7 protein-coding genes are annotated in these 8,332 nt (G+C 43.1%); 2 read left to right on the top strand and 5 right to left on the bottom strand.

The window, feature by feature from the left end; translation table 11 throughout:
* Together IH879_14985 and IH879_14980 are read left to right on the top strand one after the other, a co-directional pair.
* Positions 1–864 (top strand): tetratricopeptide repeat protein (locus IH879_14985; GenBank protein ID MCH7676238.1); only part of this gene is annotated, 864 nt, incomplete at its 5' end.
* Positions 865–1,159: 295 nt separating this feature from the next.
* A complete protein-coding gene (locus IH879_14980; GenBank protein MCH7676237.1) occupies positions 1,160–2,194 on the top strand; it encodes an FHA domain-containing protein in 1,035 nt (344 codons plus the stop codon).
* Positions 2,195–2,631: 437 nt separating this feature from the next.
* On the opposite strand, the gene IH879_14975 is transcribed toward IH879_14980, so the two are convergent.
* The 5 genes from IH879_14975 to IH879_14955 form a co-directional block, all read right to left on the bottom strand.
* Positions 2,632–3,495: a DUF3078 domain-containing protein gene (locus tag IH879_14975; protein MCH7676236.1), complete on the bottom strand. Its 864-nt coding sequence runs from the start codon at positions 3,493–3,495 to the stop codon at positions 2,632–2,634.
* Positions 3,496–3,691: 196 nt separating this feature from the next.
* Positions 3,692–4,141, bottom strand: a complete 450-nt coding sequence (gene mscL, locus IH879_14970) for a large-conductance mechanosensitive channel protein MscL (GenBank protein ID MCH7676235.1) — start codon at positions 4,139–4,141, stop codon at positions 3,692–3,694.
* A 444-nt stretch (positions 4,142–4,585) separates the two neighbouring features.
* A complete protein-coding gene (locus IH879_14965) occupies positions 4,586–6,388 on the bottom strand; it encodes a hypothetical protein (protein MCH7676234.1) in 1,803 nt (600 codons plus the stop codon).
* A gap of 12 nt (positions 6,389–6,400) precedes the next feature.
* Positions 6,401–6,763, bottom strand: a complete 363-nt coding sequence (locus IH879_14960) for a hypothetical protein (protein ID MCH7676233.1) — start codon at positions 6,761–6,763, stop codon at positions 6,401–6,403.
* 480 nt (positions 6,764–7,243) lie between these two features.
* Entirely contained in the window at positions 7,244–7,855 is a 612-nt protein-coding gene (locus tag IH879_14955) for a hypothetical protein (protein MCH7676232.1), read from the bottom strand.
* Between the last annotated feature and the right edge of the window lie 477 nt (positions 7,856–8,332).

Here is an 8,332-nt window from a genome sequence, read left to right as displayed (position 1 = left end):
TATTACAATCTAGGTGAACTTTATTTCAATCTTGGGAATCTCGAAAGTGCTTCTAAGCACTTAGAAAAAACCATCGAAATAGACAAAAACCAGGCGCACGCGTGGGGTCTAAAGGGGAAAATTAAGATTGAGGAGCAAAAGTATGATGACGCCATTCAATCTTTTAAAGAAGCGATATCTTTGGATGTTGGTGCACTATCTGTCCTTATGTGGGAAGCTTATGCAGACTATCTTAGGACAGAAGTTTCAATCGACCCAGGAGATAAAAGGTATCAAGAAAAAATTGTGTCAATTATAAGAAAGCTAGAGAGAGTAGAAAGGCTAACCGAAAAACCTGGAAATCAACACATAAAGGCATATACCTTGTATTTTTTAGCTGGGTTCTACACTAAATCCAAAGACTTTTTCACAGCGAAAGAGAAATTAAAACAATGTCTCAATGTAGAATCAAATACTTCTGAGGAAGCGCGTGTTAAGGAAATAAAAGCACGTGCCAAGGAGTTACTCGACTACATTTGGAACTATAATATCAGACCACCCTTATGGCGGTGGTGGTTAGCATCGCCACTAAACGCTTGGCTGAAAAGGGTTATATCCTGTAGTCTTTTTCTGATGCTTTTCGGGTGTTTTATCCTCTATTTTTCCAATCCGTCTTGGTTTTCTGCCATCAAAGAGAGCATTAAAGCCGACCTGCCTTTCTTTACGTACTTTCTTACTCTTTTGGTCTTTATCCTTCTTTATCCAGGTATAAAATACATTAAGACAAAGGAGTTTCAAATAGAGATGATTGCGCCACCTCCTTTTGAATTTGCCCTATCGCCCGCTTTACTAGAAGCACAAATTACACGTCTAGGTGAGTCTTAAATAGCCATCTTATGTCTAAATATAATTCAACAACCCGAGTCGCCATCTACGTCCGCCACTATCCTCACGCGGGACGGCGACTTGAACCCCGTGCTGTTTGTGTCACGCAATATGAATCCAGTATCCAGAGGACGAAAGGTTTTTACTACCTACTAAAAAGGCATAAATGAACGAATAATTAAAACAGATTGACCCATAAAGCCTTCCTTTCAACGAATCTCTTACCTACTGCAATTCTCTTGACTAATTTGTCATATTTTTGCAAATTGCTTTCAACTAAACTGCATTGGATTAAATGCCAGAAGAAAAAGCAACAGATGAACAACCCCTTGCTATCGTTTTAGTTGAGGCCCAACCGGGCAGCGGCCGAATTGTTATCCCCGGCGCAAAAAAGACAATTTCCCTGGCTGATTACCAGCAGACAGAGAACGTGACCATTCCTGAACATGTGGTCGTGCATAAAGAAAAAACCATCCGCCTGGGCAGAGACGCCTCAAATGAGCTGATTCTCGACATTCCCAATGTTTCCCGGTTCCATGCAATTTTAACTTCATCGACCTCATCGCTTCGGGTGAGTGATTTGTCGAGCACCAACGGCACTTTTGTCAATGGCAATCCCGTGACCGCCCCGGTCAAGCTCGAAACCGGCGATGTTGTCGACGTCGGACCTGCTAAACTAAAAATTGAGCTGCTTTCGGATATTGACTCCAAAACCAATTTGCAGCTGGTGGGAACGCGGTTCGATCCAATAACCACTTCCTGCATCGTCACCGTTCTCGTAGCAGATATCGTCGGCTATACTAAACTCAGCGAACTTTTACCGCCCGAAGATGTGACCAGAACGCTGCAGTACTGGTTTGAACGAATGACGCAAATTATCGGTGAACATGACGGCAAAGTTGACAAGTACATGGGGGATTGTGTCATGGCTTTTTGGCGCGGCACGGATTTAAACGCCAAGATTTTAGCGATTGAGGCCGCCCGTGCCGCGGTTGAAATAAAAAAAGAGACGCGGCTCCTTTCAGAAAGTCCGAAGTGGCTGCACGGGGACGCTTATGATTGGGATTGCCGTGTTTCTCTCAATACCGGCCAGGTGATGATTGGCACCGTTGGTGCACGCGGCTCCCGGGATTTTACTGTATTAGGGGACACGGTGAACGTGGCTTTTCGCCTCAATACAGTCGCAGGGGCACGCGGCTATGATTTTGTTCTCGGCGACACGACTGCAAAACACATCGATGAGGTTTTTAAACCTATAAAACTGGGTCCGGTTGAATTAAAAGGCCGAAGACAGAAAGCAATCGCTTACACTTTATCGGACAATATTTGATTGTAGCTTTGAGGGTGGAGTTAAACAGCGGAAGTTGCTTTTGATGGATTTATATTCCTGAATCGCTTGCTTCAGATTCGTTTTTTTCTTTTTGAACGATTCAAGGTTTGTTGATTTGCTTAATTTATCTGCGTTGGCTAAAACGTTTTCGAGCAAAGCGTTTTCTTCTTTATATCTTTTTTCCAGATATTCCTAAAGTGATGGAGCCGCAAATGTTCAATGACTTGCTTTGTCGCGCTTCAAACCATGGTGTTATTATCAGCGGTCATTAACGCTTCGCTGTCATTGACAGAGGTGAATTCTTGCTGCCTTCAAAAATGACGCCCCGACGCTTCGGGGTCATTCAGCTATTTTCTTCCATCATACAGCGATACCGTTTGTGGAGGTCACTTCGCTAATCTCCGCAACGATCTATTGCTCGAGCTTTTCCTCAGAAATTAAAGCAACGTATAGGTAAACCCGACCGCTAAGACTTGTTTAATCTGCAGTTTCCTGGTAATGTCCCGGTCGTAAAACAGAACCAGGTCAACACTCACATTAATATGTTTTGCCACTTTCAAAGTCAAATTGTTTTCCCAGGTCATATCGGTTCGGTTAAACGCTTCCAAATCACTAAAGATATCCAATTTAGAGGTAAAAATAACATCTTCATTAAATTGTCTTTTCAAATTAGTTACCGAAGTAATTCCCGGCTCAACTTTGGTTTTTTCGAGCTTGGGTGTGTCTGGATCATCGGTATATCGCTCCGGGAAGTCGCGAGTGACAGTCTCTTTGACCATGACGCCAATCCGTGATTTAAAATTTTTATCGTGCGAAATATAACCAAGTCCCAGGCTTTGGGTAAAATAGCCCGGGTCTAAAAATTTAGAAACCTTGGTTTTCGTATCTCCTTCAAATTGGAATCCGGCGGCAAACTGTGTCTTGCCGGTTACCGCAACAAATGGGCTGAGATATTTGCCGAATTTCCGGGTATAGACGCTTTCAAGGTCTATTAAATCAGCTGATTTTTTAGCTTCATCATCACCGACTTTAGCAAAACCCAAAGTGAATTTACCGTTATTTACCCAGATAAACTTTTCCTGATCGTTGGCGGAATTCATATCCAGTTTAAGCTGCCAGGCCAGTGAATTTTCACCGCCTTGAGCCCAGTTATCAAAACTTGCCTGGGTTAAATTGAGGCCGGCGATGACCTGGTTTTTCCAACCATAAACGACACTGTCCTCTGCTGCTTCCTGGGCGAGGGTGGGGGTACTTAAAACAACGATTAAAGCAGCCAACAAAAATAATTTGAAAATTTTCATGTGTTGCCTCCCATTCCTTAGAAATTTACAAACTTCTGCAAAACAGCCTAATTTGTCAAATGACACGAAAGTGTACTTTTTGCAGAAGTCTAGGCGAAATTATGATTGGATATAAAAATAGCCATTGGCGTCACATTGAATGTTTCCCCAACGGCTTTTTACAGAATGAATTACAGCTATCTTAAATAAAAAATGTTTACGCAACCTCAGAGGTACAGTTAGGACAGCGAGTTGCTTTAATTGCGATTGTTGAAAAACAGTAGGCGCATTCTTTGGTGGTCGCTTCTGCCGGTTCTTCTTTTTCTTTCTGCTTGAGTTTGTTCATCCCACGTATAACCATGAAAAGCGCGAATGCTACGATTATGAAGCTCACAATATTGTTGATAAAAACGCCATAATTGAGGCTCACTGCTCCGGCATCTTTAGCCGCATCAAGTGCTGCGTAGGGTCCGGCAGGGTCGCCATTCTTTAGGATAAAGAATAGGTTTGTAAAATCCACATCTCCCATGAGCAGGCCAATGGGCGGCATCATCATATCTGCGACCAGAGATTTGACAATGGTACCAAAGGCAGCGCCGATAATGATACCAACAGCCATATCCATGACATTGCCTCTCATCGCGAATTCTTTGAACTCTTTAAACAATTTTTTTTATCATATGGGTAGGCTATATTTAACTTAAGAGTTTATAACAGGATTTATTAAAAATGTCAAGGGAAATAAGAAAATAGTACTTCATTTTAACAGGCATTCGAACGAGTCTTCTTTATATAGATTCCGCTGATTTTGGGACTTGTGCTTTTGACGGTGATCTCCGTAATTAATGGTTAAACATGAACATCCTGTTGTGGGAAGGGGATAGAACTATCGTACTCATCGAAAGACGAGTTTCACTTTTTTCCCGCAAACCTTAGAATCGCGCAAATCCAGGAACTCATAACAGACCGGTGACGGAGAAATTCAATACTTCAAGTCAGGCAATCGAATTTGCGAAGCCAACCTCGAAATGCTCTCCAGAGCATCTTTTATGACACCTAAGCTTATTAGGGCGACCGATTGTAAACCTAATAATTTTCATCCTTCTTAGTATCACGTTCCACCCGAAGGGGTGAGCGATGGCATGGGAACGCGTAGGCCAAAGAAACCATAGCCCACTTTTTCTTGTAGATTAAAGCCTCCTCCTACTTGCAAAAAATTCCTGAAAACTGCCAGCATGAGTCCAATTCCCACCTCAGGAGTATTATCATGGTTCAGGTCGAGTGCTGCAAAGTTGATACCGATACCGGGTTTGAACAACGTATTATATATAATTGACTTCCGCTTTCCCCAAGAAAATATCACGCTATAAGAAGGAGCGAGTCGAAAATCACCTGCGATGTTGTCTTTTTTCTCGGGGAGGGCGTAGATCATACCAACGACAACATCCGTATGAGACAATATTCGAAAAAGCTGAATCTGTTTAGAATCAATCTGTCGTCGAGGCTCATCTTTCTCGCCATCGGCAATCTTGCCAGCGGAAATCTTAATAATAATTGCATCGCCCGAGGCTCTGATGCCGGTTTTTTTCAGAGGAAGCTCGGTTTCATCGGGCAAGCTATCAATATCCAGCTTTAGAACTTCTTCGCCAAACTCCAGCAATGAAGCATCAATTTTCTCGACAGAAAACAGGCTGGTGAAGATGTTTGCTGTGCTGCTTATGGTTTTCGTAATTTCTTCTTCACAGGACGTGACTGAAGCCTCGAGACTTTTAATAGCAGGTTTCACTCGAGAAGAATCTGTCAACATTTTGGGCAACTCTTTCAGGTTTTTCAGTCCCTTGATGAACCCATCCGTTTGATTCTTTAGTTCCTCCAAATCAGAATTGACAGCGAGCAAAAGCTCTGATTGTGTAGTGTTCTTAACCCCTTCCGTGTACTTTGTCTTAAGTCCCTTCAAGAAATTACGATAGCCTTTGATATCCCTTTTTGCTTGGTCTATCGCATCCTTTACATTCTTTGATGTTTCACGGACGGCTTCCTGGACTGAGGCAAAAGACTGCTCAACATTCTCTATACAAGGAAATGCCCTGTCAATAATATCCGGGATAAGTGAAGGAGCGGAACCTGCAAAATTTGATGCAACTTGTTTAAATCCTTTCTCATTGACCTCAGTTACAACCTGCCCCAATTTTTGTAGCTGCTCCTTCTGTTTAGCACTCGGGGTTAGACTCCAACGATCCACCTCGAAATCCTCACCCTCGGGGTAGTTATCAAAGCCTACAAGATGCAGCGGACGTTCACCGTCCCTAGTCGAAATCCAGGCACCTAACTGGTAGTAAACCCCTTCGCTCTTCATAACTCGATCCAGTTCGGCCCGAAGACTTTCCGCTTCGGCTGCCGCGGTTTCAAATACAGCACGATATTGATTGTCGGGAGTCGCCCCGAACTGTGAGCGCAGCGCTTTGTTCAATGCGTCACGCAATTCTGAGTCTCGCGGCGCAAGTCTAATGATTTTAAGAGCGTTGCCAGCCACCTTCTTTAAAGCATCTTGAAGTGCTGAAATATCCCGATTTGTGCTGTCGGCCCAGCCAGCTAATACCGTTAGCAATGGCTTAACGCTTTCAAGACCTTGAGCCGACACCTTTTGCAATACCTCACATTTATCAATGAGCACCTGAAGCGCAGGATTTGTGGCAAATGCGGCAGATTCTCTTCGCAACGCATCCTTGTTGAGTTTGATTTGCAGGGTGCTGTTGATATCGACAATATAGGGTTCCGTGTCCAAGCTGTGCACCCTGCCGTTTTTATCACGCTCTTCAATCAGCAGAGCATTTCCCTGCGCCATGAGAAAATTTATCGTCAACTGAAAAATAAGAAATGCGGCAGAAGCCTTTATAAGGCAATGTTTGACCATAATTATCTCCCTTTATTGATCGTTTTCGGCGTTGGCATAAGCTTCAAACACGCGTACTTCATCGGGGGTTTCTTCATCTGCACGGATGACATCTCGAATGACATTGGTCAGCGACACGGTAAACCCAAGATCATTTTCGGATGGTGGGGGATTCACTGAGCTCGACAGGCCCGAAACCACATTAGCGATGTCACTCGGATTCTTTGCCCAAACAACGCCTCGGTGACCTGTACCAAGTCCATTCGCTATTTCAAAAAGTCCCTCGGATTCTGGTTTTGAACATTGCACCACAAAAAGAACCGTGTCTTGATTAAGCAATCCCTTAAACTTGCTTTCATTCCCGGCCGCATCACCTTCAGATAATATGGTTGCCATGATAACCTCCTCTGTTAGTTAAAAGTTTACAATGGAAAAGCTATTTAAATAAATTACAATTTTGGAGTCATAACGTTGAAAACTGAACCTGGCCGAAAATACTAATACCAACTCGGGGGAGCAAGATCAATTATTCCGATCGCACTCTGTTGTTATCAGAGGCTTTTTGCTGTTTTGGGTCTGCTTTGGTTTCACCACAAACGAAAATGAACTAACCAGCATAATGTTATCCTCACCAACTTCTGAAAGGTTTCAGTGTCGGTGATAACAGCTTTTTGTCGTCTAGCAGTCCGGCAACCCGCTGCCAGTTTGATGGCCGTATTGCGCTCCTGACCTCTATCTTACAGCGCTGCGTCAGGAACGTCTTTAAAGTCCCCTTGGGTTTCATCTCTTTGCGAAATCATTTTTATATTTCGGTGTCTTTCAGTGTTTAAAATTTTTTGGGTTGCCAGCGCAAGCGAAATTTCTATTTCGTTGTCATTATGGGCTAAAGTTTGGTGCAGTAGACTCCAAAGTATAGGTGTTGCCGTTATTGTCCTTTACTTCCGCCTGCACGTCAAGTGGTGCGAAAGTTGAGGCGAGACCAAAAAAGAAAGAACTGTCTCCATTGCCGGGTGCACTTCCCGCACAAACGCCAGGTGCAAATTCAAAGGTCACTTTATTAGCTAGCTGGGTGACAGAGGTTGGAGCTACATTCCCAAGCCCGCCACTGGTTATCACAAAAACATGCTCAGCGACGTTGTCCCCATTGTAATCAAGAGCCGAAACCGGGCCAAAGTCAATGCTGAAAGAAACTGCACAGGCAATATCGACGAGTCCGACAAGCTGTCTTAGATCAATCCGATACAGATAGGCGTACAATCCTTGACCAACCGTGCCGCTTTCACCTACCGGCCAGGTACGCGACTGCAGAAAACCACTGCCGGACATTCCGTCAAGGACAAGATCATCCGACTTATCGGAAACGGTTATTGTACAATCGTTATCAAAGATGCAATTGATAGCCGGAGCATTCACCTGCACAATGTCCAGAACTACCCCGCCACAGCCACAGAACAAAATTAGGGTCGCAAAAATCAATCCTTTTCTCATTTTCATCCTCCTTTATGATGTTCATAAAAACAGTATTTTTTTAAAAGTAAAAACGTTTAAAACGTTTGGACACAAGAGAACTCTGAGTATCACAGCGCGGCGAAGCCGCAACAAAAAAATTCTAAATTTAGCCACTGATTAACACGGATGTGCACGGATAAATGTAGTTAAAGTGTGAAAAACATTTAAAGATATTTTTAATTGCTCCGTTAATAGAAAATGAAAAATAATATTCAAAACTTAGAGTCCATAAATCTGTGTTTTATCAGTGAGAATCCGTGGCTAAAAAACTTTGCTAAAAAAACACAATGTTGCAGATTTGTAGTACAAAGAACTCAGAGATTTTAATCTATTTTCGAATGATGCCGTCTTTCCGAAAGAGCATTTGATTCTTCCATGTCAGCCATCTCTAAACTTCTCATTTAATTTAATCTTTTTCTCTGTGAGTTCTGTGCTACTCAGTGTTCTCTGTGTCCT

The sequence above is a fragment of the candidate division KSB1 bacterium genome (assembly GCA_022562085.1).
In the GTDB taxonomy this organism is placed as follows: domain Bacteria; phylum Zhuqueibacterota; class Zhuqueibacteria; order Oceanimicrobiales; family Oceanimicrobiaceae; genus Oceanimicrobium.
This window is presented reverse-complemented; position numbering and strand designations above follow the sequence as displayed.

Coding starts and splice junctions, on each gene's coding strand:
- IH879_14980 (MCH7676237.1), top strand. CDS start 1,160: ATGCCAGAAGAAAAAGCAACAGATGAACAACCCCTTGCTATCGTTTTA.
- IH879_14975 (MCH7676236.1), bottom strand. CDS start 3,495: ATGAAAATTTTCAAATTATTTTTGTTGGCTGCTTTAATCGTTGTTTTA.
- IH879_14965 (MCH7676234.1), bottom strand. CDS start 6,388: ATGGTCAAACATTGCCTTATAAAGGCTTCTGCCGCATTTCTTATTTTT.
- IH879_14960 (MCH7676233.1), bottom strand. CDS start 6,763: ATGGCAACCATATTATCTGAAGGTGATGCGGCCGGGAATGAAAGCAAG.
- IH879_14955 (MCH7676232.1), bottom strand. CDS start 7,855: ATGAGAAAAGGATTGATTTTTGCGACCCTAATTTTGTTCTGTGGCTGT.